Raw genomic sequence first — 26,215 nt, 5'->3', positions numbered from 1 at the left:
CCGATCGCCTCAAAGGGCGCCCCCAACAAAGCAACCCCGAACGCCGTCGCTCCGAGCAGTTGCCTCCGGCCGACCGGCACGCGCCGCTGCACGGGCTAGAACCGCGTATCGACGCTGAGGCCGATGGTCCGCGGTAACGCGACCGGCGAATTGAGCTGCACGATCGCCCCGCCCTGCCTGAGCGCACCAGGAGCCGTATAGGCCCGTGTATCCATAAGATTCTTTGCGTAGATGCGGACGGTCCAGCGATCGCCGACGAGCGCGGCGCTGACATCGACCAGTTCGTGGGGCCTCGCACGTACCGCGGTGGGGCTGCTCTGAAGCGTGTTATAGCTTGCGCCGACGCGGCGCAGCCCCCCGTCGAAATGCAGCTTCCAGCCATCGGCAACATCGGTTTGATAGCGGATTGTCGCGGCGCCGCTGAATCTCGGCACATAAGGCATCCGGTCGCCGTCTGCGCCGCCCAGCGGCACGGCGCCGGCCGTAACCTTCGCATGAGTATAGGCTCCGTTTAGCCCGAGGATCAGGCCGTCGACCGGCTCGATCTCGGTCTCGAACTCGAACCCCTTGCTGCGCGCCTCGCCGCCATTGGCAAAATAGGTGATGTTTCCGGGGCCGAGAAGATTGATCTGGATGTCCGACCAGTCGATCAGGAAAGCCGAAACATTGAAGTTCGCGCGGCCGTCCAGCAGGTCCGATTTCAACCCCACCTCATAGTTGACGGTGGAGTCCGACTTGACCGAGGGCGGCACGCCCGGAAGCGCGAGATTGGGCCCGCCCGGACGATAGCCGCTTGCGATCCGGGCATAGATGGTCACGTCCTGCGAAGGCTGCCAACGCATATTACCCATATAGTTTACGACCGTCTCCTTCGATCGCCCGGGCGTAACGGCTGGCACCGCCGCCGCGCCGCCATCGATCTGTCGGAAATCCTGTTTGTTCCAGCCGACCCGAAGGCCGCCGCTGATGTCGAACCGATCGTTGAATTGATAGGTCAGGTTCGCGAAGCCCGCATATTCCTGATATTTGGTCGGGATCGTCGCGGTGAGCAGCGGGTTGAGGAGTGCCACGGGCGTACCCTGCGCGGTGAATGCGCCGATACGCTGATCCTGCAGCGCTTTTTCGTCCGAATAGAAGAGTCCCGCCATCCACAGGAACGGTCCCTGATCGGGCGAAGCGAGACGGAACTCCTGCGTGAAGCGCTTGAGATCGACCTGGAAATCGAGCGGCGTCAACCCTGGCCCAGGAAGCCCGCCGTTCGCCGCCGCGCATCCCGGCGTGATGCTGCAGAAAACCGGAATCAGTGGGCCGAACGCGATCGACTGGTCGAGCGTCTGGTCAGCGTTGGCCTTCGAATAGCTTGATGCCGAGGTAAAATCGGCCCAACCGAAATCCCAGTCGACGGTCGCCGCGTAATGCTGGATCTTCTGCGAATAGGGCGTCGCAAGCCGGCGGCGCTGCGACAGCGAATTGTCGCCCGTAAACGGTCGCCCGGTCGAGGGGTCGAGCGTGACAACCGCTACGCCGTCGCCCTGGGTCTTCTGGATCAACGCCGACAATTTGACCGAAATATTCGCATCCGGCGTCCACAGCAGCGCCACCCGTGCGCTGTCCTGGTTGGTATCGTTGACGTCGCGACGCCCGAGCAACGAATTGTCGATAAAGCCCGGCGATCGTCGCAGCAGATAGCTCGCGCGCGCGGCAAGCCGTTCCCTTGCCAAAGGCACGTTGACGGCGCCACGCAACACCCATCCCGCATCGGCCGCGCCTCTCGTCGCGAAGAGCTCCCCGCCCGCCTCGGCGCCAAACGCCACGGTATCGGGGAGTCGCGTGACATATTTGATCAGCCCACCCAACGAATTCGCGCCATAAAGCGTACCCTGCGGCCCGCGCAGCACTTCGATCCGATCGATATCATAGGGCGCGAGGTCAAGAACGCGCGTAGACCCCGCCGCCCAGGCGTTGCTCGAGCCGAATGGCGTCTCGTCGACATACATGGCGACCGCCGCGGTTTCCCCAAGCGGCGGAACACCGCGCAGGACAATCCGTCCCTGGCCGGTCCCCCCCTGGCTGACGAAGTTCAGCCCCGCGACATAGCCCGCATAGTCGGAAAGCTGTTGCGCCCCGACCGCCTGTAACCGGTCGGCGCCGAGCGCCGTGACCGATGACGGCACGTCCTGCAGGCGTTCGGATCGCTTGTCCGCCGTGACGACGATATCCTCGTCGTCCGCCGGGCCTTCCGTGCCCGAACCATCCGAACTTGCCATCGCGGTCGGCACGGTCGCGAGCGCGATGCCCGCAACGGCGCTGGTCAAAAATAGGCGCTTATGCATGTCGATTCCCCCCCTGTTCGCCGACGCCGATCGCGAGTTCCGATCGATCCGGGTGCTTCCGGATTTCGGCCGAGGGAATAGTCCCGGGCATGCCGATATGCTTTCAAACAAACTGTAATATACTGAAATTTAATTGTAATTATCGACACCAGCTTGTCATCGGCGACCAACCAGCGTTTTCCATCCCGCTACGATACGCCCGATCAGGACTTTGCGAGTTTCGACCAGCGTCAAACCGAGCGCCCAGGCGATAGCCCAGATCAGTCCCTCGCCCGTGACCGCGGCCGCTATGACGACGAGCGTCCACATATCCCCGTCCAGCCCCATCGACGCGCCCACCAGAAATCCCGCCCAGCTTGCTAAGCAAAGAAGGGCTACCACTTTGACGATCAGCCAGCGAATAGTCCGGCGACCTTCCCCGCGATTCATATCTTCATCGTTCATTGTTCGCCGCTCTTTCCATAGCCGTCCGCAACCTCGCCACGACGCCCGGCCGTGCCGCGTCCAAAGCCGATAGTCGGAGGCGCACGACATTTCTTTCAATGTTCACCGTGGCCGGACGCAGTTCTTGGGACGATGATGGACGTCTATTCGCGCTGGATCGCGGGGAGCCAGCCTGCCCCTCGGCCAATCTTCGATATTTCCAGAGACAGCACTCGGCTCGTATCGCCGGCACATCTTCAGTGCGTCGGCGTCGGGACCATATCTATGTGGGCACGCCAAATATGGTCGACGCTGTCGTCCGGCTGACGGACCGGCCCAGCCGCCCGTCTTCTATTCTAGCGCTAGCAGAAACTCACCTGACGGGGCTGTGGCCGCGGGGTGATCGTCAACAGGCCCATCACGACTGCCTTGGTGATGAGATGCGCTCGATTGCGTGCGCTCAGCTTCAACCGCACATTCTCGATATGCCGCTCGACCGTGCGCGGGGCAATTTCGATTTCGAGCGCTATTTCCTTCGCCGACTGCCCAACCGAGACCAGCTCCAGAATCTGCTGCTCCCTGTCCGTCAGTTGCCGTTCCATCCAAAGAAGACCAGATTCCACGTCGCATCTCCTGCACGCATTTCGCGCGGTTAAACAAGCGACCGATGGAGTTTTTTGCGCGACTCACGCGCTGCCCCTTTGCATGAGACCGTAGGTGCGCCCTATACCCTAGGCAATTGCGATCGCGACGAGTTGGTGCTGGCGCGCGATGATGCTGGTCGCGGCGATAATCCTCCGCCCCGGCCCTATCCATAAATGATGTCGTCGGCTATCTGGACCCGCCCGACGGCCAATGGAGTAATCGATGTCGACATCCCTCTTCCTCGACGATCTGAAAATCGGCCAGCAATGGCACGGCGGTCCGATCGAGATGACCGAGGTCGACATCATCCGCTTCGCACGCGAGTATGACCCGCAGCCGATGCATATCGATCCCGCGGCTGCGGCCGGCGGCCGTTTTGGTGGCATCATTGCCAGCGGCTGGCACGTCGCCTCGGTCGTAATGCGCGATTTCGTGGACAACGCTCCGTTCGGCGATACACCGCTCCTCGGGCTCAAGATCGACGATCTGCAGTGGCGCCTTGCCGTGCGTCCGGGTGACGTCCTGCACATCACGCGCGAGGTGGTCGACATCGCTCAGTCCCGAAGCAAGCCCGACCGCGGCGTGCTCACCATGCGGATGACCGTCACCAATCAGGATGGCGTGGTCGTTATGTCGTTCGTCAATCTGATGCAGATGCCTGTCCGGCCCGCAGCCTGAGCCTATGGGCCTAGCCCGCAGCCAGGCTTCAGCGCGAAATATCCTGCGCGACATCCGATAGCTGATCGACGGTCGCGCGCGAAAAGGGCGCGAAATCACCGCGGATGCCATGTTTGAGGACCGACAGGGCGAGGCCGTGTTTCGCGGCCGCCGCCAGGTCCTTGCCCTGCCATAGCCCGTCGAGAACGCCCGCGGCGAATGCGTCACCGGTTCCGACCCGGTCGATCACCGGCGCGACGACCGCAGGGTCACTTGCCCCGCCTTCGTCGCGAGTATCGATCCGCGCCGTGATCCGGTGAACGTCCGGGCCGACAATCTCGCGCGCGGTCGACGCGACATATTCGAGCGAGGGGAAGCGATCGAGCAGCGCAAGCGCCGCCTCGCGCCGCCGGTCCGCACCCTCACCCGAAAATTCTTTCCCGAGGAGCAGCCCCGCATCGCGATGATTGCCGAACAGAACGGTCGCCTGCGCGACGATCGGTTCCAATATCGCCGCCGGATCGGGCTGCCAGCGTTCCCAAAGGCGGCCGCGCCAGTTGCCGTCGAACGATACGCCGATCCCTGAAGCCCGCGCGCGCGTCACAGCTTCAAGCACCGCTTCGGCGCTCTGCGGTCCGAGCGCGGGGGTAACCCCCGACACATGCAGCCACTCGGGGGTGGCGAGGTGATTATGCCAGTTCCAGGCTTTCGGTGTGGCCTTGGCGAAGGCGGATTCCGCGCGGTCATAGACGACCTCGGCGGGTCGCAGCGGTCCGCCGGGGAGATAATAATAGAGGCCCATGCGGCCTGCGGGGCGGATAACGGAGGCGATATCGACCCCGTGCCGGCGCAGTTCGCCAAGGACGCCGTTGCCGATCGGGCCTTCGGGAACCGCACTGATCATCGCCGTGCGATGCCCGAGCGCAGCGAGCGCAACGGCGACATTTGCTTCGGCGCCGCCGACATGCGCGTCGAAATACGACGATTGCAGCGGCAGTTCACCATGCGGGACCGAGACGCGCATGACAATCTCGCCAAAGCAGGCGATGGTCGAGGGAGTTTTGATCATTTCCCGAATCCGGTTTCCGCGACGGCGACGCAGGCAATATCGGCGGCGGAACCGAAACGCGCGGTCGCGGTCTGGCCAATTGCGAGGGGATGGACCCCGGTAATCGCACCCGCCGAAATCCATTGCCCCGGCTGCAGCTCAATGACGCCGCGCCGATGGAGGTCGACAAGGAAGTTCAGCGATCCCCAAGGCCCGTCGAGCACGTCGATCGCGCGCCCGGTTCCAACCGTCGCGCCATCGACCCGCGTTTCGACCGTCAGCGTCTGGAAATCGGCGTGATCGAGCGATGGGCCGAGGAGCAGGCCATTGTTGATGCCGATGTCGGCGATGATGCCATAGGGCGCATGGTCGTGGACGTCGGGCGCGGGCGAACTCGCGACCTCGAAGCCCGCGCGGATCTCGTCGATCCAGGCGGCGCCATCGGCGCTGGCGGTCACGCGTCCGTCGGGCACCGCCCGCAGGCGCAGCATCACTTCGGCCTCGATCGCGCCCGCGCCGCCGGCAAAGATCGCCGCCCGGCCCGGAACCTCTCCGTCCAGTTCGGCGATACGCAACACCGGCCCGGCGACCCGCTCGGCGCCAAGCGTCTCGATCAGCGCCGGCGGAATACGCCCGACCTTCCAGCCGAGCACCGGCGCTCCTAGTGCGGCGATCAGGCGTTGCTGTATCGCATAAGCCTCTGCGAGCGTGGTCGGCACCGGCGCCGGAAAAGCTGCCAGCGCACGTCCCGACAGGCGTGCATCGAGCAATGCCGCTGCCGGATCCGGCGCGGCCGGTGAAGACGAAATATCAGACATCAGGCCAGTTTTGCGCTCAGCAGATAGCGTTGACGACTTTCGGCGGACTGCCGGCGCAATTCGACCATCGCCCGCTCCTCGGTCTCGTCGAGCATTGATTCGAGCAGGCGGTTGAAGTGGCGCCGCATCGCGAGCCGCGCGCCGGCCGCATCACGCTTGCGCAGCGCGGCGACGACGTCGGCATGTTCGGCCTGACGTGCGCTACCGTCCTTGCGGCAAACCATCGAATGGCTCGTACGCACTTCGGGCAGTTCCATCCGCATCCGCCACAGGCTTTCGATCACATGGATGATCGCCTTGTTGTTCGATGCTGCGGCGATCGTCATGTGGAACTCGCGGTCGATCGCGCTGATGTCATCCTCGCTTGCGGTGTCGTCGGCCATCGCGGTGAGCAGACCTTCGAGCTTTTCGAGCGTTTCGGCAGAAATCGTCGGCGCGGCAAGCGCTGCCGCTTCCGCCTCGAACAGCGACCGTGCCTCCGTCAGTTCGAACGCGCTGACCTTTGGCAGGATCGCATTGTCGCCGGGAAGGATCGCCTCGACATAGGCGCCAGCGCCGGTGCGGATGTGGATCCACCCAGTCGCCTGCAACGCGATTTCGGCTTCGCGGATCGTCACCCGACTGACCTCGAACCGCTCAGACAGTTCGCGTTCACCGGGAAGGCGCGTTCCGGGCGGGTAGCTTCCGTCGAGAATCAGACGCCGGATTTCGTCGGCGATATCCTCAAAAAGGCGGCGTTCGGCCATGGCTCAATCATCTCCCCAAATGCGCTTATGGGAGTCCATACAATCCGGTATGACAAGTTTGAAGCCCATGACCGAACTTAGTTCTAAATCCGAGCCCGGATACCGATGAAATATTTCGCACCATAATAATGATACTGACGGCTGCTGCCATAGACCGGCATATAAGTCGCCTTCGGCTCGTTAAAGATGTTGAGCGCCTCGAAGCGTAGCGACACGCCCTTCATCAGATCGAGTGAGGCGCGGAAATCGACGGTTTCGCTGGGCGCGACATAGCGAAGCTGGCTGTTACCGCCGACGAAGTCCTGGAAATATTTCGCGCGGTAATTGTAGATCGCCTGCAGCGAGACGGGGCCGATTTCATAATAGGCCTGCGCCGACAGCACATGTTTCGAATAGCCCGACAGGTTCGCGGGCGGGATAATCCCGGCGCTCACCGTATCGGTTTCAGGATCATAGACCTCGCCGAGCCGGATATCCTGCGTTTTGAAATTGGAATCGGCGTAGTTGTAGCTGACCTTGGCGCCCAGCCCGTCGAGCGGTTTGGGCAGGAAGCTGAAGCGCGTCGCCGCGGTCAGTTCGAGGCCATAGATGCGCGACTTGTCGGGGCTGTTGCGCGTCTGCGTCACCGGGATCGATACCGACTGGCCGTCGATCGTGAAATCCTCGTCGAACACGACCGGCTGGAAGCCGCCGGTGAACTGCTTGTAATAGACAGTCGCCGACAGCAGGCTGTCCTTGTTCGGATACCATTCGAGCGAGAGATCGCCATTCCACGACATCAGCGGTTTCAGGCGCGGGCTGCCGTTCGCGGTGATGTTGCGGATCGCATCCTCGATCGAGGTGAAGCTGGTGCCGTCCTCAAGCAGGATCGTGCGCCCGGCGCCGAGCGAGCTGGGATTCGGTCGCGACATCGCGCGATAAGCCGCGGCGCGCAGCAAGGTGTTCGGCGCAACTTCGAAGATCGCGTTGACGCTGGGCAGGATGCGCGTGTTCTGGCTCTTGATCGTCACCGTGTCGAAATCGCCCGAGGTAACGAGGCGGATCGAACCGTCCGGATTGGTCACGACGCTGAGGTCGCTGCGCAGGCCGTCAGAGGTCACGCGCGTGTTGACGACGCGCACGCCGAAGTTGCCGCGCACCGGCATATTGCCCAGATCGGCGTCATATTCGGCCATCACATAGCCCGCGAGCGTGCGTTCGGTGACATCGCGGTTCGCAACCGAGCGCGTGTCGGGCAGATTGCCGGGGTCTTCAGCCCCCATATATTCGCGGAACAGGCAGTCGACATCGAAGGTCGCCCAGCTATTGATAGTGTTGCCCTTGGCTGCGGACAGATAATCCTGCTGCGGGAAGGCGGTGCGGCAGAGATTATTGATGCGGCGGTCCTCGGCAATTGCCGGGTTCAGGTTGAAGTCGCCGTTGCGCACGTCATAGTCGCGGTACGTCAGGTGCGACCAGCGACCGCCCGCCGAAACCTTGCTGAGGAAGCCGTCCATTTCATAGGCGACGTCGAAGCGGCCGGCGTAGATTTCGTTGTGCCGCTTGCTCTCGTCGCGGCGGAAGCGCGCATCGTCCCAGAAGAGATTGTGATTATTGAGGTCGAAGCGCGGGTCGATCGTGATCGTCGGCACGAAACTGCCCGGCGTGATCGAGTAGGTGTAGGGAATGCGCATGTTGTTAAAGACGGTGCGCACGCCGTTGACGTCGGTCGGGTCGGTGCGCAGGCGGAAATTGCGCTCGATCTCGGTGCGGACGGTGCGCGAATAGCTGCCGTCCAAGGTGACCGTCAGCCGGTCCGACGGCTGCCATTCGACCGACAGGCCGCCGCCCAGATATTCTTCCGACCGCGACAGCTCGGAGCCGTTCGATTCGAGCGAGCTCAGGCCATTGAGGCTCTGAACGATGCCATTTTCGTCGAAGACGACATTGGTCAGGCCATAGCGGCCTTCGGACAGGTTAAGGTCGCGACGGTTCTCGACATAGGTGCGGTCCGAATATTGGACGTCGAGGTTGATGTTGAACTGATCGGACGGGCGCCACTGGATCGATCCGAAAATCGCGTCGCGTTTGTCGGTCTCGCTGATCTGACGGAACGTGTACGCGTTGGGGACGAGATAGAAGGGCAGATTCTGTCCATACTCGTCGCGCGTATATTCATTGCAATTGTTGTTCGCGACGACGGGCGAGGCCTGGCACGCGGTCCAGGTCGTCGATGCCGCGAAGGTTTCTTCGGGATTGTTCGTGTCGTTACGCTGGACGCCGATCGCGATGCCGATCGTGTCGTTCGCGAACTGGTCGACATAGCTCAAGGTCCCGCGCCAGCCGATGCCGCCCGACCCGACGATGCGGTCGCCATAGGGATTATACTGCGCCTTGACGTCGGCCTGCAGGCGGCGCTTGCCGAAATCGAGCGGCCGCAGCGTGCCGATCTCGATCGTGCCCGCGACGCCGCCTTCGACGAGGCTCGCCTGCTGGGTCTTGTAGATCTTGATATTGTTGACGAGTTCGGACGGGAACTGGTTGAAGTTCACCGAGCGGTCGCCGCTGCCGTTCGTCGCATCGCGGCCGTTGAAGGTCGCATTTGACAAAAAGGGGCCGAGACCACGAAGCGCGATTTCCGACGCGTCTCCCTTTTCCCGGTGCGTCGTCGCGCCGGTAATCGTCTGGATCGCTTGTCCGACCGAGATCGCCGGGATGTCGCCGATGTCGTCCGACGACAGCGCGTCGACGATCGCCGTTTCCGCGCGCTTGGTATTGATCGAATTCTGGATCGTCTCGCGGATACCGGTAACGACGATCGCGTCTTCTTCCGGTTCAGCCTGCGGTGTGGGTGCATCCTGCGCCATCGCGGGCGCCGCGGCGATCAGCAGCGTCGAACCAGCACCAGCCAGCAACGCGGCGCGCAGCGTGCGCGCGCGGATCGGATTGCGAGAATTCACGTCGTCTCTCCCTGAAAATCGATTCTGTTCTGCCGGACGCTGTCGAGCATGTCTGCCATTTTGTCAACAATGATGTATGTCAGATTGGTTAGTCCAATTTGACATACACTATCTTTAGTGAACGAGCTGGCTCCGCAGCCCCGGCACCGCGCGCGCAAGCGCCTGCGTAACCAGCTTGGCGGTGACCTCCGCGCCAATGTCGCCGAGGTGGGTGTAGTCGAACTTGCGCGTCACCTGACCGCGCGCGCCATCACCCGCGATCGGCGCCGGCTCGGCGGGCGCCGGTCGAGGGGGCAGCGTCGTGCCCGCCTTCGCCGCGGCGAGTTCTTCATCGGTCGGCGGTTCCTGCGCGAGCTTCGTCGCCATCTCCGCACCCATTTCCTGCGCCTGCGCGGCGCTCAGCGCGTTGAGATCGACGAGCGGCACGTCCATGGCCTTTGCAATGGCGCGCACCTGGTCGGACCAGCTGGAGAGCGTGTTCCGAAGCTTGCCATCCTTGAACTCGCGGCGCGTCAGCGGCGTGACAAGCACCGGCGTTGCGCCCGCCGCCCTCACCTCTTCGACGAAGCGGCGGAGGTTGGCGGGGAACTCAGTCGTCTCGTCGGTCCAACGTTCGGACTTCGACGACTGATCATTATGCGCGAACTGGATCAGCACCCAGGTGCCGCGATAGCCCGGCACCTTCGCCTCGGCGAGGGCAATGTCCCATCCGCCTTCCTGCCGATAACTGCGCGTGCTGCGTCCGCCGCGACCAGCGTTGACGCAGGCGACCGACGATTTGACATGGCGCGAGCAGAACGCCCCGCCCCAGCCGCTGTGCGGTGCCATCGTCGAATCGCCGACCAATATGATCTTGTACGGCTCGAGCGGCGGCGCATCTGTCCGCTCGCGGGTCTGGGCCTGCGCCCCGCTCGCGAGCAGGGCAACGATGGCCGTCGCAACGAGCCGGCGCATCAGGAGAAGCCCAGCCCGCCGTTGATGTCGAGGCAGACGCCCGCGAGGAAGCTGGCCGCCGGCGACGCCAGATAGACGATCGTGTCGGCTACTTCGTCCGGATGGCCTTCGCGGCGCAGCGGGGTGTTGCCGGCGACTGCGGCGCGACCCTCGGGTTTCGAGAAAATGTCGTGGAAGCTCGTCCCGATCAGGCCGGGGCAGACGGCATTGACGCGAATGCCTTGCGGCCCGAGTTCCTTGGCCATCGAGCGCGTATAGGTCATCAGCGCGCCCTTCGCGGTGGCATAGACCGATGCGCCCGGACCACCGCCATCGCGGCCGGCGAGCGACGACACATTCACGACCGCCGAACCTTCGCCGAGGAAGGGCTGCGCCGCCTGCAGGACGAGGAAGACCGACTTGAGGTTCAGCGTCATGACGTGGTCGAAGAAGGCTTCGTCCATTTCGCTGAGCGTCTTGCGCGCGACCATGCCGCCCGCGAGGTTGACGAGGATGTCGAGGCGGCCGCTGAACGCGATGCCGACCTCGTCGAGCATTGCCTTGACCGCATTGCTGTCGGTGACGTCCGCCTGGATCAGGAAAGCGTCGCCGCCCGCGTCCTTGATGGTCTTCAGCGTGTCCTCGGCGGCTTCGCGACCGCTGTTGTAATTGATCGCGACGCGAACGCCGGCGCGCGCGAGCGCGATCGAGACCGATCGGCCGATATCGCGGCCGCCGCCGGTGACGAGCGCGGTTTTCCCCTGGAGGTTCATGTGATGCAGTTCCTTATTCTTGGGTGTTGGTGGGTGGGGTGACGACCGGTTCGACGCGTCCGCCGATCAGCCAGAAACAGAGAAAGGAGATCGGTACGATCGCCGCGCTCAGCGCGAAAATCGGCGCGTAGCTCGTCTTGGTGAGTACGGGGACGAGCCAGGTCGTGATGAGCGTCCCGGCGACCGCGGCAGTGCCGCTGATCCCCGCGAGGCTGCCGACCGCGCCGCCGCCGAAATAATCGCTCGGCAGCGTCTGGATATTGCCGATCGCCATCTGGAAACCGAAGAGGATGCACGCGATCAGCAGCACTGCATTTAGCGGCTCGCTCGCTCCGATGGTGAACAGCAGCGACGGCAGCATGATCGCGCAGCCGATCGCGATCGTCAGCGTGCGCGCTTTGTGAACGCCGCCGCCAGCGGTGATAATGCGCCCCGAAAGCCAGCCGCCGAACAGGCTGCCGAGCATCGCCCCGACGAAGGGCACCCATGCGAAGAGGCCGATCTGCTTGACGTCGAAGCCGAAGGTTTCAGCGAGATAGATCGGCAGCCACGACACAAAGAGCCACCACACGGGATCGAGGAAGAAGCGCGACAGGATGACGCCCCAGCTCTGGCGATAACGCAGCAGCTCGCCCAGCGGCACGCGGCGGCTGTCGTCGCGGCCGGCCTCGGTGCGGCCGGTGAGGATATATTCGCGCTCTTCCTCGCTCAGGCCGGGGTGTTTTTCGGGGTCGGCCTTGTAGAACCAAAGCCAGGGCACAAGCCAGACAAAGCCGAGGACGCCGATCAGCAGAAAGGTGCCGTGCCAGCCGAACTGGACGAAGAGCAGCGCGATCAAAGGCGCCGAGATGATGCCGCCGAGCGATGCGCCCGCGTTGAAAATACCCTGCGCCAGCGCGCGCTCGCGGGAGGGGAACCATAGCGCATTTGCCTTCGCTGCGCCGGGCCAGTTACCCGCCTCGCTGATCCCGAGCGTAGCGCGCAGCACCATCAGCAAAGGCATCGAGCGGACCAGCGCATGGGCCGCGATCGACAGCGACCAGACGACGATCGAGATGGTGAAACCCATGCGCGTGCCGATGGCGTCGAAGATGCGCCCGAAGATCGACTGGCCAAAGGCGTAGAAGATCATGAAGATCGTCACCAGCAGCGCATAGTCTTCCTTCGACGCGCCGATTTCCTTCGACACCTCGGGCCACATCACGGCAAGCGCATTGCGGTCGATGTAATTGATTACGGTCGCGAGCGCGATCAGGGCGATGACGCACCAGCGGAAGCGGCCCTTGATATTGCTCATTTTTTCGCTCCGGTTTTCGCGAGATCGAGGCGGCCTACGGGGCCGGTCCAGGCGAGGGTGCGTCCGTCGACGGAGAGACTGTGCTTCGCATCTGCCGCGACGTCGTCGGCGACCGCCAATATGATACGCCGCCCGTCGACCAGGGTGACAAGGACCAGATCGACGCTCTTTTCCTTGCGGTGCTCTAGCCCCGACACGCGCGCGCTGCTCGCGACCACCGTCTCGGCCGATGCGTCATAGGCGCCGTGCGGTTCGAGCAGGCTAACGAAAGTCGCGTCCGCCGCGCCATCGACGCGCTGGATCAGCGCGGGTTCACGGCGCAGGTTGAATTCGGGATCGTTGGCGCCGCTTTCGGCGACGATGAAACGCGCACCCGCGGGCGGTAGCATATGATAGGAATAGAAACGGCTGCCCTGCATCCATGTCAGCCGCGCCTTGCCCGCCTTCGTCCCTTCACCGTCGACCCACAAATGCTCGTAGCCGTTCGCTTTGCCCAGCACCGGCCGTTCGGCGAGCTTGCGGTCGAACGCGATGTCGCTGTCGATGATATGCCCGGAAAAATGCAGCGGCAGGTCATAGCGATGCCTGCCGCTGCCAGTCCCGTGGAGGATATCGAGCGTGAGGGGATTGGCGAGGCCTTCGACCTCGACCAGCAATAGCGTGCGGCGGATTTCGACGTCTTTGTACGCGCTGTCGATTTCGCCGATCGCATAGCGCGTCGGTCCTTCGAGCGACGCAGCGAGTTGGCGCGTTCCCGATTTCTCACCGGCTTTCCAGTCACCCGCGAAATGGCTTTGTTCATCGACGACGAGCGTGTTGTGCGCGATCGTCGCGCTGGCCCAGCTATCGTTTTCGGGCAGGTATCGCCCGCCGCGCTTTGCCTCGACATTGAGGAAGCGCGCGGCGCCATAGTCGGTCACGACCGCGCCGGTCTCGTCATAATAGAGCCAGCCGAGGCGGTCGAAATGGCCATGCCCCATGCCCTGCACGGTGTTCTTGGCGACGAGCAGCGGGCCGGTCGGGTCGGGCTTCGTGCGCAGGAGCACAAGCGCGCCGTCCTTGCCGTCGGGGCCGTCGGAAAGCAGTCGCGATCCGAACGGCCAGGGCTTCGCCTTGCCCGCTGCGAGATCGGCGGCCATTGCCTGACCCGCGGGCGTCAACACGGTGCGCCCCTGCCAGTCGGCGATCGACAGGAAAGTCGGATCCTTCGTCGCGCCATATGCGATCGCGACGGCGTGATAGAGTTCCTCGGTGCGCAGGCTCTTGTCCGGCATTGCGTCATTGATCGGCAGAAAATAGCCATCGTGCGTTACGTCGATCGCCGTGCGGATCGCCTTCAGCACGATGCCGTCGCGATATTCGAAAATCTTGCGGTCGGGATCGTTCGCCGCAATCGCAGCGGCGAAGACGACGAACGGCTGCAGCGCATAGCGCTGATAATAAGGCCCTTCGGCATAATAGCCGTCGGGCGAGAAGAGCAGGTCGAGCTGACGCAGGAAGCCCGCCTTGCCGCTCTTGTCGAGGCCGAGCAGCGCCTTGTCGACAAGGTCGCGGTCGCCGAGCAAATAGCCTGAGAGGCCGACGCCCGCCGCGGCCCAGGTCGCGTGATTATGGATACGATTGATGACTTCGGGCGAGCCGTCCGAGAGGAAATGCGCCATTGGGCGGATCACCTGATCGTCGATGCGCTTGCGGTCGGCGGCAGAAAGGGCACCGCGGATCTCCGCATAGCCCTGCACCGCGTTGACGAGGAAGACGCTGTCGTTGAGGCTCTGCCAAAAGAGGCGGCCGGGAACCTGGTTCGACGCAGCGGGATGCGGTCCGAGTTTCGGATAAAGGTCAGCATAGGCCAGCAACAGGTCGCGGACATGATCGCGGTAACGCACGTCGCCGGTCAGGCGGAAGAGCTGGCCGCCCTCGAAGATCGTACGGTAATTGCGCTTGTGCTGTTCGTGGGTGAAGCCGCCGCCCGGGTCCTTGGGCACGGGCACGTTGATGCCCGCCTTGATCGAAGCGTCGACATCCCGCCGGGCGCGCTCGACCTCGCCCGCGAAGAGCGGCGCATAGGCCTGCTGCGGCGAAGCTGCCGGTGGAGTTTGCGCCTGTGCCGCGGCAGAGGACAGCGTGGCGGCGGCGAGCAGAAGTGCAAGACTACGGGTCACGGGCGCGCCTCGACGTTGTTTTCGATCAGGCCGCGCGGGGGGCCTTTCCACGCAAGTTCCTCGATGCGCGGCGACGGCGTTGCGGCAAAGGCGTTCGAGGCGATCCGGGTTTCGGGGGCGCCGACCGAATGAATGACGACGATGCCGTCCGACTTCGCAAAGCTATTCTGTACGATGTCGGCGTGCTGGGCGCCCGAGATGCGCAGCGAAGCACCGTCCATTCCGCTGTCGGCAACGCTCGATCCGGTCATCGCGAACCACGGACCGAAAGTGCTTTCGTCGGTGCCTTTACGCAGCAGGTCGGCGACCATCGCGACGCGCGCGAAACGGCTGCCGGCGATTGTCAGCCGTTCCATCGGATACCAGCCCTTCGGTTCCTGTTCGCCGGTCGCGGCGACGACCACGCCCATCTCGGCAAAGTCGCTGTTCTTGATCGACACATCGTCGGCAAAGGTGCCGGGCGCCATCGCGATCCCGTTGAGGCGGCCCTTGCCGGGGCCGCGCACCGAAACGCCTGCAAGCGCGACGTCATAGTTGGGCGCGACGCCGCTCTCAACCACGATCAGCGCGCCGTCGCCGGACGCGCCGCTTGCATCGATCGCGACATTTTCGAGCTGCAATCCGCCGCCGCCTTCGATTTGCGCGAAGCTGGAGGCCACGCGTAGCACGGGTTTCGCATCCTTCGATCCGGCGATCGTCAGGCGGTGCTGCACCGTCAATGGCGCCGCGATGTCATAGGTGCCGGCGGCGAGCGCGAGGGTATCGCCCGCCTTCGCATCGGCGACGGCCTGCGCGAGCGAGGCGCCCGCCGTAAGTGGGCGCGTATCGCCGGTGCCGAACGCCGCTTCGGGCGTGTCGCCGCGATACCAATTGGCGCCAACCTCCGCCCGCGTCACCGGCTTCAGGTCGCGCGGCGCGCCGACCGCGGCGAGCGCTGGATCGGTCGGGTACAACAACCCGTTGGCGGCGCGTTCGAGCTTGACCTCGCGCTGCTCCACCCCCGCGCCCAGCAACGGCTTCGCGACCTTGGCCTCGACATTGCCGGCGAGCGCGATGCCGCCGATTTCGCCCTCGGCGCGGAACGGGTCCTGCCCCTTTGTTCCGACGATCAGATTGCGTTCGAACTTGCTGTCCGTGGGCGCTGCCGAACGCTCGGCATCGGCGCCCGCGGCCAAGGTGATGCGCGCGCTGTCGATGATGCTGTTGCCCTCGATCCGCGCGTTCGCGACCTGATGATAGCGGTTGATCACCGAGTTCGGCACGCCGTTCATCACGCTGAGCGCGCTCTTGAACGAGGTGCCCGCGAGCCCTTCGAAATAATTACCGCGCACGATCTGGTCGCGGTTGATTACGCGTACGCCGCCGGTATCCGCCACGCCCTTGCCGAGGAAGATGTTGCGCTCGACAAGGTTGCCGTTGCCGTGGCGAAGCACGAAGGCGCCCTGCGCTTCGAGAACGAGATTTTCGCGGATGACATTGCCGCCCGACTTGATCGAGACGATCTCGACCTCGCCGCTGGTGCGATCGAAGATGTTGCGTTCGATGACCGTGTTCGACGCCGACAGCGACTCCTCGCTGGTACCGATGCGGATCGTCTCGCCGCCGTTCGAGCCCAGCGGCGGGCGCGGGCCGAAATAATTGTGATCGATGCGGTGGCGATTGTCGAGCGGATCGCCCGCGCGGCGAATGGCCGCGAGGGTGACGCCCGCATTCGTCTTACCCTCGAAATGCGAATGATCGACGCGGTTGCCGGTGCCATAGAGCGCGACCCAAATGTCCTCGGCACGGCGGTCCGCCTTGCTGAACCCGTCGATGACGACCTCGGTCACGCGCACGTCGGTCGCGAGCGTTTTCGAATCGCGCCGGAAGCTGATCACTTCATCGGTCGGGCTGGCGCCATTTTTGAAGACGAGCCCCGAAACCACAAGGTTTTGACCACCGATGCGCAGGTTCGACTGGCCGGTGAGCAGCACCTTGCCCTTGGTCTGCGCGGTCAGGGTGATCGGCTTGGCGGCCGTGCCGGTGCCGGTAAAGACGATCTGGAAGTCGCGCCATTCGCCGTCGCCAAGGATGATCGTATCGCCCGGCTGCGCCTTTTTCACCGCCGCCTTATACTGAACCTGATCCGATACCAGCATGTCGCGCGCCAGCGCTGGGTGCGCCGTCGAAACCAGCATCGCTATCGTTAGAACCACCCTCATCTGCACTGCGCCTCACCCTTCTTATGATTCTTGCAAACTGGACTACACAACAGGTAGGACAATATCAACCGCATTTCGGTATACAAGATGGGTTGACATATTGGTCTGACAAGACGAGCCTGCCTCCAAACAAAGTCATTGAGGGAGAGTGGGATGATTCGGGGCAGCCTCGTGCGCGTTTCGCGCGGCAACATCAATTTCGCGGCGGCGCTGCTGGGATCGACGGCGATGGCGATGCTCGCCACGCCGGCCTTTGCACAGGATGCGGCCGCCGAAACGTCTGCCACCGACGAAGTGGGCGATGATGCGATCATCGTCACCGGCATTCGCAGCTCCCTTGCCACCGCGCTGGGCGAAAAGCGCGCCACCGACAATATCGTCGAGGTCATCCAGGCCGAAGATATCGGCAAGCTGCCCGACCAGAACCTCGCCGAAGTGCTCGAAAATGTCACCGGGGTTCAGATTACCCGGCAGGCAGGCGTCGGCAACGCAGTGCAGATCCGCGGCACCGATGCGAACCGCACCGAAATCAACGGCGTGTCGACAGTGGGATCGGGCGCCGGTCGCTCGGGCATCAGCTTCGAAGATCTGCCCGCTGCGCTGATCGCGTCGGTCGAGGTCACCAAGGTTCCGACCGCGCAGACGATCGAAGGATCTGTCGGCGGCACGATCAACCTGCGGACAATCCGCCCGCTGGACCTTAAGGACCCGCTGATCGCTGCGCGCGCGCAGATGGAAAATAGCGATCTGTCGAAGTCGACGCTGCCGCGCCTGTCGGCGACGCTCGGCAACCGGTGGGACACCGGCATCGGCGAAATCGGCATCGTGGTGAGCGGCAGCTATGCACGGCAGGACGTCGCGTCGTTCAAGCCGCGCGTCGACCGCGACGCGCTGGTGCTTCCGGGCTCAGGCCCAAGCGCCGAAGCTTTTCCGTTTCTGCGTATCCAGTTCCTGCAACAGGGGCTCGAGAATTACGAATATGAGACCTATAACGGCACCGCCGCGCTTGAGTGGAAGCCGAATGACGACCTGAAATTCTATTTCGACGCGACACTGAACAACCAGCGCCGCGGGCAACAAAGCCATCGCGTCCAGATTTCGGGTACTGCGACGCCTTCGGTTGTCGATGCCATGAATAACACGGCCTTCGAAACGGTCGATTTCGGCACGCTCAATGGCCCGAACGGCCCGATCGTCCTTGGCTCCGTCGAAGCTGCGCTCGCCGGCACCATCGGAATCGGCGGCACGACCGGAAGTGTGATCGATCCGAACCTGCGCACATCGAGCGACACCGGCGCGCGCGTCACCAAGAGCCGCGTCTTCGATTTCGGCACCGACTGGCAGGCAACCGACCAGCTGAATGTCCGCGCTGAAGTATCGCTGTCGACCTCGAAATCCGACTTCCCGAATTTTTCGACGACGCTCGACTTCATCAACCCGAACGGTCCGCAGCCGGTAATCGGTCGCAGCATCGACAATGGCGTGCCGATCGAATTCGACCTGCGCGGCGGCACGTTGCAATTCGGCATCGATCAGGCGAGCCCCTTTGCGCCGACGACCGCGCAATTGCTCGACCCCGCGAACTATCAGCTACAGCAGGTCACGCAGGGCGCCAATTCGACCGACAATCAGGAGCGCGCTGCGCGGCTCGATTTCACTTATGACACGACCGACCTCAACCCGTTCGTCACCTCGGTCGATTTCGGCTGGCGCTGGAACCGGACATCGGCCGAGAACAGCGAATTTTCGAACAATGTCAGCCTGACGAACACGACCAGCGCGTGGAACCGGCCGTCGGGCGACCTGTTTTCCGACATATTGATCCCGGGCCCCAGCAACTTCAATGCCGCCGACGGGCGCCGCCTCTATTTCCCGGACTTCCTGCTGATCGACGGCGGGCTGGCGTTCCGCGACCCGGCGAGCGTGCTGGCGTCGCTCAACGAAGCCATTGCCGCAAGCAACGCGGCGCGCACGCAAGGTCCGGCCGTCGCCTCGCTGGCGACGCCAACCGAATCCTTTGCGGGTTTCTTCAAGATCAAGGAAACGACGAACGCCGCCTATTTCCAGGCGAATATGGAGGGCGAGATTGCCGGCATGCCCGTCCGCGGCAATGCGGGTTTCCGCTGGCTTCACACCAAGCTGTCGTCGACGGGCAACAATATCGCGAATGGCGCGGTCACCGGCCAGACCGTCGCGAAAAGCTCGTACAACTTCCTGCTCCCGCGCTTTAGCCTCGTCCTCGAACCCGCCGACAAGCTGCTGGTCCGCGCCGGCATCGCGCGTGACATTCGCCGTCCGAATTTCGACACGCTGTCGACGTCCTTTTCGTTCGGCACCGGTGCGAACACACCGGTCGCGGTCGGCAATCCCGGCCTCGTCCCCGAAGCGGTGTGGTCGTTCGACCTGTCGGGCGAATATTATTTCGCGCCGTCGAGCCTGATCAGCATCGGCTTCTTTCACAAGAGCCGCACCAACCTGTTCGCGCAGCGGCAGGAGGATCCGGCGCCGAACCTCGACGCGAACGGCAATCTCAATATCTCGATCGATCCCGCCTGCCCGGGCGGCGGCATTTATAACCCGATCGCCAACCGCAACATCAATAACCCCATTCAGGGGGTCGGCATCTGCGTGCCCCGGAGTTCGACCTTCAACGTTCCGGGAACGACGACGCAAACGGGTATCGAAGTCGCATTCCAGCACGATCTGTCGGCATGGGAAGATGTGCTCGGCTTCGCCTCGGGCTTCGGCTTTATCGGCAACTTCACCTATCAAAAGGCGGGCGGCTCGGCGCGCGAATATCGCGTCGCCGATGGTCCGCGGACCGTGTTCACGCAGCTCGGCCATCCGGGTTCGCAGGATCTGATCTCGCTGACCAACCTGTCGAAATATGCCTACAATACGACGCTGTTCTACGACAAATACGGGCTGAACGCGCGCCTGCGCTACACGTGGCGGTCAAGCTATGTGTCGAACGATCCGTTCTTCTTTGGGCTGCCGCTGATCAACGGCGCACGCGGACAGCTCAACGCCAGCATCAACTACGACATCACCGAGAATATCAACGTCGGCGTCGAGGGCATCAACCTGCTGCGCGGCGATCAGAACCAATATTGCGTGAACGACAAGGCGCTGCTCTGTTTCCAGGGCCTCACCGATCGCCGGATCACGGCGGGGCTTAGCGTAAAGTTCTGATATGCTCCGAACGGACCGGAAGGCATCGAAGACTGCCTTCCGGTCCGTTCGGAGATCAGGCCGTCAAGGCGGCTTTGCCTGCATCGGCATAGGCGCGCTTCATTCGCGCGAAGGTCACGACCTGCCCGGTCATGATGTCGAGCTGCGACGCGATACCCTGATCGGTCAGCATCCCGTCGGGATCGAAAAGCGGCTGGCTGGAATTGGCGGTGACCGCCATCGGGGTGGGCCAGCCGCGCAACGCATGGGTGATCGAGCGCAGCGTCGCAAGCGTGCTCCCCGCCGCCTGCCACCCGCCGGCGACCGCAATCAATCCCACTGCGCGGCCATCGAAATAGGGCTGCGCGTCCGAGACAAGATCCTGCGCATAGTCGAGCGCGTTCTTGACCACCCCCGACACGGTGCCGTGATAGGCGGGCGATGCGACGATGATGCCGTCGGCATCGCGCAGCGCGGCCATCAGCGCCTGCGCCTTCGAACAACGTTCGCTGCGGTGCGGGGCGTACATCGGAAGGTCGATCGCCTCGCCCGCGAAGAGGCTTGTCTCCGCGCCTTCCGCTTCGCAGCGCATGAGCGCGTGGCGGAGCAGGCGCTCGGCCGATCCGCCGGCAGTGGCGTTGCCGCCGAGTGCGACGATGCGGGGACGATCGATCATGATATCCTCCTTCAGTTGAAGGTCACCTGGCTGCCGCCGCGCAGGAAAGCGATCGCGTTGCGGCGGAGATGGTTGGTGCCGGGGTTGAGGATCGGTTCGGGCGAATATTGCGCGAGGTAGACGCGGCGCATGTTCGGGGTCGAATTCGATCCGGTCGCATGGAGCGCGAGGCTGGAGAAAGCGACGACGCTGCCCGCGGGGACTTCGAGCGTCACGCCCTCGCTGTCGCCGGTATAGCCGACGAGGTCGTTGCTGCCCGGCTGGCGGATGTGCGGGACGATGCCGTTGCGAGTATCGGGCGCCTGCGAGAAAGGCAGGATGCGGACGGTGCCGTTGGCGACCGTCGTGTCGTCGAGCGTGCACCAGCAGGTGAGGTACGGCTTGTGATCGGCGGGGCCGCCGTTGCCGACGACATAGCCCGAATCCTGGTGCCAGCTGAACGGCATGCCTTCGCTGGCGCCCTTCACGACATATTGATCGTAGAAGAAATAGGCATCGTCGCCGAGCGTCGCGCGGCAGATATCGGCCATCGTTTCGCTGAACAGCATCTTGCGCAGATCCGGCTGTTGGCGCTGGCATTCGCCGGCGAAATAGCGCTTGCCCTTGTGGCTGATGCCGTCGACCTCGACGCCGAGGCTGTCGAGCCGTGCATCCTCGCGGTCGATCACCCGGCCGCATTCTTCGCGGAGCAGGTCGAGCAGTGGGCCTTCGAGGATGCGTTCGAAGACCGCATAGCCTTCGTTGGCGAATTGTTCGCGCTGGGCCGAGAAATCCATCTTCACTCTCCCGATGTTGTCTAAGGTGCCACGTAGCGTAACATCGTCCATCGCATCCAATCGAATTGCATCCAGCAATCATACGTCTATACTATGACCTATGCGAATGAGACAGGTCGAGGCGTTTCGCGCCGTTATGATGAGCGGGGGCATTACAGCCGCCGCGACGATGCTGAATATCAGCCAGCCGTCGGTCAGCAGGCTGATCGCCGACATGGAGCGCGCGGTCGGATTTCGCCTGTTCGACCGCCGCGGCGCGCGCGTGCATCCGACGGCGCAGGCGCAGGCGCTGTATGAAGCGGTGCGGCGAAGCTATGCGGGGCTCGACCTGCTCGACCAGGCGGCGCGGCGCATTCGCGCGCACCCGGTCGGCACGGTGCGGATTGCGGCGCTGGCGGCGATCGCGATGGCGATCCTGCCGGCGGTGATCGCGCGCTTTCGCATCCTCTATCCCGACATCAAGATCATCGTCGAATCGCTTGGGCAACGCGCGATCGAGGAGCGCGTGTTCCTGGGACAGGCCGACCTGGGCGTCGGGGTCGATATGCAGGGACGCGAGGGCATCAGGTCGACGCCGCTCGCGCGCGCCGAATATGTGTGCATCCTGCCCGCCAACCACCCCCTCGCCGCGCGCGAACGACTGGCGATATCGGATTTGGCGGGCGAGGAGTTTGTGGGCCCGATGCACGAAGCCGACGCGCTGTGGACCGGGATCGACACCGCGCTGGAAACATCGGGCATCAGCGTATCGCGGCGGCTGGAGACGCAGCATTCGCAGATATTATATGCCTTCGTCGAAGCCGGGCTGGGCGTGACGATCGCCGAGCCGTTCAGCGCCCCGCGCTTTCACCGGCTGGGGGTCGCGGTGCGCCCGATTTCGCCGCCCGTCACGCTCGATTTCGCGCTGCTGGAGCCCGATATCGGGCCGACGCCCGAGATTGTTGCGTGGCTGAACGCCGATGTGGCGCGCGAGACCGAGGCGTGTCTGGCGCATGTTAAGCGCGTGGTGGCGTTGCAATAGGGGGGGCACCCCCGGTGGGCCTGTGCGTGTCGGGTTTGGGGTGGGGAGCTGTCGCTGCCCTCTTTGGACATCGCCCGGCTGGATCCGGATCGGGTCGGCGCAAGGGCCGCGCAATATTCCAAAGTTCAGGAAAGTTCAGCCCTATGAGCGCGCCGATTTGCAAGTCGCGGCGTGCTGGATGTGCGAGGCACGTCCGATCATGGTCGTACCCGCAATCAGGGCAGCGACCACCTTTTTGTTCACCGAATGAAAGAGCCGGATGAAGGCTGACACGGCCGAATAATGTAGGAAAGACCTAATTGAAGGCGGTATTTGTTTTATATTGGGGAGCGGACACCCCGTCCCCACTTCCGTCGTCCCGGGCGTGACCCGGGATCCCGCTTCTTGAGGCGCCCACTGGTTTCGACTTCAAGCGGGACCCCGGATCAAGTCGAACGAGCCACGTGTCGCGTTCGAGGGTGACGATGATGGGGAAGTCGGCAACCCGTCACCGACGGACCATGCTCAAGTCATAGCATTTGGACATAATATACCGACATTTCTCGATTAGACTGCAATGATTTTGACGCGCATCCCTAGGTCGGCTGGTGGGCAATGGCGCCTTTCAGCCGATTCGTGGCTGCGAGCGACATAAGTTCGCGGCCTGATGTCGAAGCGGACGCGCGATCCGTCACGACAAGGGAAAGGTTGCTGATGACAAGGCCGACACGCGAGCCCGAGCGCATAGCCAGTTCCTCGCACTGTCCTGCAAGCCATAGCATATGGACATGGCATCGCGACATTTCTCTATTGGACCACAAAAATAATAGCGCGCATGGGTCGGCTCGAGATTGTCAATTGAATTAATTGACATACCGAACGGCAGCGCATCAAGGGAGGATCTGAATATGGTTTCGTCGAAAGCCAAAGCCTATCTGACAATCACGACGGCATTGGGAATGGCGATGATCGCTGCCCCCGCCGCAGCCCAAGACGCGGCCGCGCAGGCCCCGGCCGAAGCCAACGCGCCCTTCGCATCGACGGACATCATCGTCACCGCGCAGAAGCGCGAGCAGAATCTGCAGGACGTGCCGGTCGCGATCTCGGTCGTGTCGGGCGAACAGCTCGAACGCTCGAACGTCAATTCGGCCGAACAGCTTTTCCAGCGCGTGCCCACGCTGACCTTCCGCAAGGGCAACACCAACAAGGACTCCGCTCTCTCGATCCGCGGCGTCGGCACGATCAGCTTCTCGTCGGGGGTCGAGCCTTCGGTTTCGACCGTGATCGACGGCGTCGTCTATGCGCGCACCGGCCAGCAGACGTCGGACTTCCTCGACGTCGAGCGCATCGAAGTGCTGCGCGGCCCGCAGGGCAGCCTGTTCGGCAAGAATGCCAGCGCCGGCGTGATCAACATCGTGTCGCGCGAACCCGGCAACGAGCTGGGCGGCTATGTCGACGCGGCCTGGTACGAGGGCAATGAATATCGCATCCGCGGCAGCATCGGCGGCCCGATCGGCGACGGTATTCGCGCCTCGCTCACCGGCTTCTGGTCGCAATATGACGGCAACGCCCGCAACGTCTTCAACGACCATAAGGTCAACGGTTATGAACATTGGGGCGTGCGCGGCAAGTTGATCGCCGAGCCGGCCGATAACCTGAAGATCACGCTGATCGCCGATTATTCGAAGAATAGCGACAATGGGTTCGCCGACAGCATCGGAACCGTCTTTTCCTCGGCATTCAACAATGCGGTGTTCATCCCGAGCCTCGCGCCGCTGACGCTCGACGGCAAGAACAAGGATATCGACAACGACCTCGATCCCTATACCAAGGACAAGAATAGCGGTGTTTCGGGTCAGATCGATCTCGACCTGGGCGGCGTCACGCTGACGTCGATCACCGCCTATCGTCACTGGTACAACTTCCAGCAGCGCGACGGCGATTTCCGGTCGGATGCGCCGCGTTACGTCAACACCGGTACGGCCGCAGGCGACGTCCGCTCGCACGATCGCGGCGACCTGAAATTCGACCAGTTCACACAGGAATTGCGCATCGCGTCGGCGAACCCGCAATTCTTCGAATATGTCGCAGGCCTTTATTATTACCACACGAAGGAAGTCGATTTCTTCAACCGCACGGTGACCGCCTGCACCGCTTCGACGCTTCCGACCGTCGGCGGGCTGACGCCCTGCGCCGCCGGATCGTCGACCTATACGACCAACGAGGGCAACGCCGATTTCACGACCAAGCTGACGAGCTATTCGGCGTTCGGTCAGGGCACGCTCAATTTCACCGACGCGTTCCGCGGCATTTTGGGTCTGCGCTATACCGAGGACAAGGTCAGCTATGACTTTGCGCGCCGGTCGACGCAGACGGCGGCGTTCACGGGCGTGAACCCCGCCTTCGCTTCGGCGGGCTCGATCAAGGACAATGGCTGGTCGGGCAATGCCGGCCTGCAGTACGACCTGACCGATGATATCATCGCCTACACCACCTATACGCGCGGCTATAAGGGCCCGGCGCTCAACGTGTTTTTCAACATGCTGGCGCGCGACACCGGCCGCATCGACCCCGAAAAGTCGAATGCCTACGAAGTGGGCCTGAAGACGCGGTTGTTCGACCGCCGCCTGACGCTGAACATCGCGGGCTTCTATGCCAAATATGACAATTATCAGGCGAACTTCCTCGACATCGTCGCGGGTCAGGTCGTCACGCGTCTGACCAATGCAGGCACGGTGTCGACGCGCGGGATCGAAATGGACTTCAACGCCGCGATCACCGACGATTTCTCGCTGTCGGGCGGTTTCAACTATACCGATGCGCACATCAACCAGTTCATCTGCCCGCCGGGCGCCGCGGTGACCTGTGCCGATGCGATCAACGGCAAGCCCCTGCCCTTCGCCCCGAAATATAAGGGCACGGTCACGATGGACTGGCGCCTGCCGCTCAATATCGACGGGTTCAACGTCGATCTGAACAGCTCGCTCGTCTATCAGAGCCGCACCCAGTTCGACATCAACCAGAACCCCAATGCGTTCCAGGGCGCCTATGCGATCTGGGATGCGGGCGTGAAGGTGAGCACCGACGACGACAAATACAGCCTGTCGTTCATCGTCAAGAATCTGACCGACAAGCAGTTCGTGATCCAGCGCATCCCGAACGGCACGTCGTTCATGCGCCAGATCACCCCGCGCGATGCCGAGCGTTATTTCGGTGTCACCGCGCGGATGAATTTCTGAACATCCCCTGCCCCCGCCGTGGGTCGCTAGCCAAGGCGGCGGGGGTTTTTATGAAGAATATTAGCGCAGAGGCACAGAGGAGAAGAATTTCGCGCGGAGACGCGGAGACGCGGAGAAGTTTCTTTCTCTTCGTCATCCCGGACTTGATCCGGGATCCCGCTCAGCGACGGTGAAAAGCGGGACCCCGGATCAAGTCCGGGGTGACGAAAGGGGCGCGCGCGACGGTGGACAATTGAGCCACGCTCTATTCCCAAACCCTCCGCGTCTCCGCGTCTCCGCGTGAACCAAAAATCTCTGCGTCTCTGCGCGCGAAATGAATAGGTCGCCCCTGCGAAGGCGGGGGCCGTTGTTGGTTTGAAACTTGGCCGCTGTGTTCGA

Annotated in this window: 18 protein-coding genes; 4 read left to right on the top strand and 14 right to left on the bottom strand. The window is 63.2% G+C overall.

Translation table 11 applies throughout. The features are described 5' to 3' along the window. Window positions 1-95 precede the first annotated feature (95 nt). The 3 genes from KEC45_RS02470 to KEC45_RS02460 form a co-directional block, all read right to left on the bottom strand. Window positions 96-2,333 carry a TonB-dependent receptor gene (locus KEC45_RS02470; protein WP_062184662.1) on the bottom strand — a complete coding sequence of 746 codons (2,238 nt, stop codon included), beginning with the start codon at window positions 2,331-2,333 and terminating at the stop codon, window positions 96-98. 156 nt (window positions 2,334-2,489) lie between these two features. Next, window positions 2,490-2,777: a hypothetical protein gene (locus tag KEC45_RS02465; RefSeq protein WP_062184665.1), complete on the bottom strand. Its 288-nt coding sequence runs from the start codon at window positions 2,775-2,777 to the stop codon at window positions 2,490-2,492. A 341-nt stretch (window positions 2,778-3,118) separates the two neighbouring features. Further along, window positions 3,119-3,379: a response regulator transcription factor gene (locus KEC45_RS02460; RefSeq protein ID WP_152682465.1), complete on the bottom strand. Its 261-nt coding sequence runs from the start codon at window positions 3,377-3,379 to the stop codon at window positions 3,119-3,121. A 244-nt stretch (window positions 3,380-3,623) separates the two neighbouring features. On the opposite strand from KEC45_RS02460, the gene KEC45_RS02455 reads away from it, so the two are divergent. Next, window positions 3,624-4,079, top strand: coding sequence for a MaoC/PaaZ C-terminal domain-containing protein (locus tag KEC45_RS02455; protein ID WP_062184670.1), 456 nt, complete (start codon window positions 3,624-3,626; stop codon window positions 4,077-4,079). Window positions 4,080-4,107: 28 nt separating this feature from the next. Here the strand turns inward: KEC45_RS02455 and KEC45_RS02450 are convergent, their stop codons facing one another. The 9 genes from KEC45_RS02450 to KEC45_RS02410 form a co-directional block, all read right to left on the bottom strand. Next, on the bottom strand, window positions 4,108-5,127 hold the full coding sequence (locus KEC45_RS02450; RefSeq protein WP_062184673.1) for a sugar kinase: 1,020 nt from the start codon (window positions 5,125-5,127) through the stop codon (window positions 4,108-4,110). Continuing rightward, window positions 5,124-5,924 carry a 2-keto-4-pentenoate hydratase gene (locus KEC45_RS02445; protein ID WP_062184676.1) on the bottom strand — a complete coding sequence of 267 codons (801 nt, stop codon included), beginning with the start codon at window positions 5,922-5,924 and terminating at the stop codon, window positions 5,124-5,126. Before KEC45_RS02445 ends, KEC45_RS02450 begins: the two co-directional genes overlap by 4 nt. Continuing rightward, the gene (locus tag KEC45_RS02440; protein WP_062184679.1) at window positions 5,924-6,670 is read right to left on the bottom strand and encodes a FadR/GntR family transcriptional regulator; all 747 of its coding nucleotides are present in this window, start codon (window positions 6,668-6,670) and stop codon (window positions 5,924-5,926) included. Before KEC45_RS02440 ends, KEC45_RS02445 begins: the two co-directional genes overlap by 1 nt. 83 nt (window positions 6,671-6,753) lie before the next feature. Further along, the gene (locus KEC45_RS02435; protein WP_062184682.1) at window positions 6,754-9,609 is read right to left on the bottom strand and encodes a TonB-dependent receptor; all 2,856 of its coding nucleotides are present in this window, start codon (window positions 9,607-9,609) and stop codon (window positions 6,754-6,756) included. 114 nt (window positions 9,610-9,723) lie between these two features. Then, the gene (locus KEC45_RS02430) at window positions 9,724-10,563 is read right to left on the bottom strand and encodes a rhamnogalacturonan acetylesterase (RefSeq protein WP_152682466.1); all 840 of its coding nucleotides are present in this window, start codon (window positions 10,561-10,563) and stop codon (window positions 9,724-9,726) included. After that, on the bottom strand, window positions 10,563-11,315 hold the full coding sequence (locus tag KEC45_RS02425) for an SDR family NAD(P)-dependent oxidoreductase (RefSeq protein ID WP_062184688.1): 753 nt from the start codon (window positions 11,313-11,315) through the stop codon (window positions 10,563-10,565). Before KEC45_RS02425 ends, KEC45_RS02430 begins: the two co-directional genes overlap by 1 nt. 13 nt (window positions 11,316-11,328) lie before the next feature. After that, on the bottom strand, window positions 11,329-12,612 hold the full coding sequence (locus KEC45_RS02420) for an MFS transporter (RefSeq protein ID WP_062184691.1): 1,284 nt from the start codon (window positions 12,610-12,612) through the stop codon (window positions 11,329-11,331). Then, window positions 12,609-14,774 (bottom strand): heparinase II/III family protein, encoded by a 2,166-nt coding sequence (locus KEC45_RS02415; protein WP_062184695.1) that lies wholly within the window; start codon window positions 14,772-14,774, stop codon window positions 12,609-12,611. The genes KEC45_RS02420 and KEC45_RS02415 overlap by 4 nt, the downstream gene beginning before the upstream one ends. Continuing rightward, window positions 14,771-16,975 (bottom strand): chondroitinase-B domain-containing protein, encoded by a 2,205-nt coding sequence (locus KEC45_RS02410; RefSeq protein ID WP_252171464.1) that lies wholly within the window; start codon window positions 16,973-16,975, stop codon window positions 14,771-14,773. Before KEC45_RS02410 ends, KEC45_RS02415 begins: the two co-directional genes overlap by 4 nt. A 153-nt stretch (window positions 16,976-17,128) precedes the next feature. On the opposite strand from KEC45_RS02410, the gene KEC45_RS02405 reads away from it, so the two are divergent. After that, window positions 17,129-20,167 (top strand): TonB-dependent receptor, encoded by a 3,039-nt coding sequence (locus tag KEC45_RS02405; RefSeq protein ID WP_252171463.1) that lies wholly within the window; start codon window positions 17,129-17,131, stop codon window positions 20,165-20,167. Window positions 20,168-20,222: 55 nt separating this feature from the next. Here KEC45_RS02405 and KEC45_RS02400 read toward each other — a convergent pair whose 3' ends face one another. Beyond that, a complete protein-coding gene (locus tag KEC45_RS02400) occupies window positions 20,223-20,822 on the bottom strand; it encodes an NADPH-dependent FMN reductase (RefSeq protein ID WP_062184702.1) in 600 nt (199 codons plus the stop codon). 11 nt (window positions 20,823-20,833) lie between these two features. Next, entirely contained in the window at window positions 20,834-21,598 is a 765-nt protein-coding gene (locus tag KEC45_RS02395; RefSeq protein WP_062184704.1) for a phytanoyl-CoA dioxygenase family protein, read from the bottom strand. A gap of 106 nt (window positions 21,599-21,704) precedes the next feature. On the opposite strand from KEC45_RS02395, the gene KEC45_RS02390 reads away from it, so the two are divergent. Both KEC45_RS02390 and KEC45_RS02385 read left to right on the top strand, forming a co-directional pair. Next, on the top strand, window positions 21,705-22,619 hold the full coding sequence (locus KEC45_RS02390; RefSeq protein WP_062184707.1) for a LysR substrate-binding domain-containing protein: 915 nt from the start codon (window positions 21,705-21,707) through the stop codon (window positions 22,617-22,619). An 887-nt stretch (window positions 22,620-23,506) separates the two neighbouring features. Continuing rightward, window positions 23,507-25,837 carry a TonB-dependent receptor gene (locus KEC45_RS02385; RefSeq protein WP_062184710.1) on the top strand — a complete coding sequence of 777 codons (2,331 nt, stop codon included), beginning with the start codon at window positions 23,507-23,509 and terminating at the stop codon, window positions 25,835-25,837. Window positions 25,838-26,215 lie beyond the last annotated feature (378 nt).

The organism is Sphingopyxis sp. USTB-05 (genome assembly GCF_023822045.1).
Taxonomy (GTDB): Bacteria; Pseudomonadota; Alphaproteobacteria; order Sphingomonadales; family Sphingomonadaceae; genus Sphingopyxis.
This window is presented reverse-complemented; position numbering and strand designations above follow the sequence as displayed.

Excerpts from the sequence above, each read along its gene's own strand:
- KEC45_RS02470 (WP_062184662.1), bottom strand. The coding sequence starts at position 2,333 with ATGCATAAGCGCCTATTTTTGACCAGCGCCGTTGCGGGCATCGCGCTC.
- KEC45_RS02465 (WP_062184665.1), bottom strand. The coding sequence starts at position 2,777 with ATGAACGATGAAGATATGAATCGCGGGGAAGGTCGCCGGACTATTCGC.
- KEC45_RS02455 (WP_062184670.1), top strand. The coding sequence starts at position 3,624 with ATGTCGACATCCCTCTTCCTCGACGATCTGAAAATCGGCCAGCAATGG.
- KEC45_RS02450 (WP_062184673.1), bottom strand. The coding sequence starts at position 5,127 with ATGATCAAAACTCCCTCGACCATCGCCTGCTTTGGCGAGATTGTCATG.
- KEC45_RS02445 (WP_062184676.1), bottom strand. The coding sequence starts at position 5,924 with ATGTCTGATATTTCGTCTTCACCGGCCGCGCCGGATCCGGCAGCGGCA.
- KEC45_RS02440 (WP_062184679.1), bottom strand. The coding sequence starts at position 6,670 with ATGGCCGAACGCCGCCTTTTTGAGGATATCGCCGACGAAATCCGGCGT.
- KEC45_RS02430 (WP_152682466.1), bottom strand. The coding sequence starts at position 10,563 with ATGCGCCGGCTCGTTGCGACGGCCATCGTTGCCCTGCTCGCGAGCGGG.
- KEC45_RS02425 (WP_062184688.1), bottom strand. The coding sequence starts at position 11,315 with ATGAACCTCCAGGGGAAAACCGCGCTCGTCACCGGCGGCGGCCGCGAT.
- KEC45_RS02420 (WP_062184691.1), bottom strand. The coding sequence starts at position 12,612 with ATGAGCAATATCAAGGGCCGCTTCCGCTGGTGCGTCATCGCCCTGATC.
- KEC45_RS02410 (WP_252171464.1), bottom strand. The coding sequence starts at position 16,975 with ATGAGGGTGGTTCTAACGATAGCGATGCTGGTTTCGACGGCGCACCCA.
- KEC45_RS02405 (WP_252171463.1), top strand. The coding sequence starts at position 17,129 with ATGATTCGGGGCAGCCTCGTGCGCGTTTCGCGCGGCAACATCAATTTC.
- KEC45_RS02400 (WP_062184702.1), bottom strand. The coding sequence starts at position 20,822 with ATGATCGATCGTCCCCGCATCGTCGCACTCGGCGGCAACGCCACTGCC.
- KEC45_RS02395 (WP_062184704.1), bottom strand. The coding sequence starts at position 21,598 with ATGGATTTCTCGGCCCAGCGCGAACAATTCGCCAACGAAGGCTATGCG.
- KEC45_RS02390 (WP_062184707.1), top strand. The coding sequence starts at position 21,705 with ATGAGACAGGTCGAGGCGTTTCGCGCCGTTATGATGAGCGGGGGCATT.
- KEC45_RS02385 (WP_062184710.1), top strand. The coding sequence starts at position 23,507 with ATGGTTTCGTCGAAAGCCAAAGCCTATCTGACAATCACGACGGCATTG.